General features: G+C 28.3%; 1 protein-coding gene. It reads right to left on the reverse strand.

Translation table 11 applies throughout. The features are described 5' to 3' along the window. Nucleotides 1–660: 660 nt before the first annotated feature. The gene (locus ACFQ0I_RS16460; protein WP_379944068.1) at nucleotides 661–1,611 is read right to left on the reverse strand and encodes a hypothetical protein; all 951 of its coding nucleotides are present in this window, start codon (nucleotides 1,609–1,611) and stop codon (nucleotides 661–663) included. Nucleotides 1,612–1,685: the final 74 nt, after the last annotated feature.

Raw genomic sequence — 1,685 nt, forward strand, 5'->3', positions numbered from 1 at the left:
CAAAGCAACTAACATTGGTTTAGTATAAAACTAGCAATTTTTTATACACGGTGTTGTGTTTAGTTTTTTATTTTTTTCACGTTGATTTTGTCTTCTAAGTCAATTCAGGAAATCAATTCTTTTTTCAGTTTATGAGTGAGAAATTCCGATTGGTTTATTAGAAAATAAAATCTGTCGTTATTATTAAAATCAATATAACTCGCGGTCAAAAGTCCGTATTTAATACTTTTTATGTCCGCTTTTTTAAATTTTTTTTTGTCAGAATCTATGTAGACATAATTTTGGTCAAATTGAATATTATGTATTTTTTGAATTTTAATTAGCTTAATTAAAACGAATAAAACTAAAGAACTACTACCTACAAGTAATAATACTAAGTCAGAATATTTCTCTCGATTAAATAAGACAATGCAAATCAAAATCAGTACGAAACTCATTCCTGATATTATCAGATACAATATTGTTTTGGCTTCTTTAAATGATAAATATTTCAAAATTTACGTAATTTTTTAAATTAAACACAACGTTTATGTATAAGAATAGTTGCGGGTTTGTATGCGAGGATTTTCCGAAGGAAAATCAGATGTTACAAACACGCAACGACCTTTGATTTAGCACTAAACCGCAATTATTTTTATACGGTGTTGTGCCTCGTTTTTATTATTCGTATATGCATTCATTTCTTACTTTCACGCCTTTTGCTTCTAATTTCTTTTTCATTTCCAACCAAGTTTTTTCTCTTAATGTTCCTGCTGGATAAAGTTTATTTCTAAAATCATTTGTTATAACTCTCATACAGTTTGGTTGTTTTCCTTGGCTCTCAAAAACTACTTCTTTTATATCAGAATAATTGTAAATTATTTCTTTCCAAATGAAATTATGATTCCGAATAATTAAAAAGTCTTTTGTTAGTCCAAAGTAGTGCATTAACCAAGAATGCAATACAAACCAAAAAGTACCAAAAAGGAAAAAGAATATTAAACCTCCTAATTTTAGACTTGTTCCTTTAATAATTATCGGAAAAGCAAAAACTCCAATTAGAACCCAAAGTGAAATTCCCCTCAAACTTGTGAACTGATTTCCTTTAAATATTTCTGTGTTTTCAAATCGAAGTTTGTTACTATTAACTTTTTTTGGTGTATTTATTTTAAATTCTTGCTTGTTGATAATAACTTGTTCGAGAAACGATTTCACTTCGTAACTATTTGAATACATATCATCGAACAAAATTTTATCTCTACCATCATTAAATAAAATTGCAGTTCCCTCCATTGGAAAGTTTATTATAAAGCGAAAAGGCATTTTTCCTGTTAGTATTACATCTTTGATACTGTTAAGTCTAAACGTCTCATTTCCAATTTTTAAATTATTTCGGTCAATAGTAATTTTCGGTGAATTTTTCCAATATGAATAGACCATCCAAATCGCTAAAAGACAAATTAGACACCCAAAAATTGGCATAATAATACGTTTGGTCTCCGCTTGTTGATTTGGTTCATTTTCTAAACCAATGAAAATCATAAATGAACCTAAAGCAAATAAAAAAAGAAATCCAAATGCTAATGTTGCATAGAATTTTAATGGGTGTCTTTGTGTTTCAATTATATTCATTAAGTTTTTTTCAAATGTCTTGTCCTGAAATATGGCTACAGATTAATCCCGAAGCTTCGGGAGAATTTACGCTG

This window comes from Mariniflexile aquimaris (genome assembly GCF_042676825.1).
Taxonomy (GTDB): domain Bacteria; phylum Bacteroidota; class Bacteroidia; order Flavobacteriales; family Flavobacteriaceae; genus Mariniflexile; species Mariniflexile aquimaris.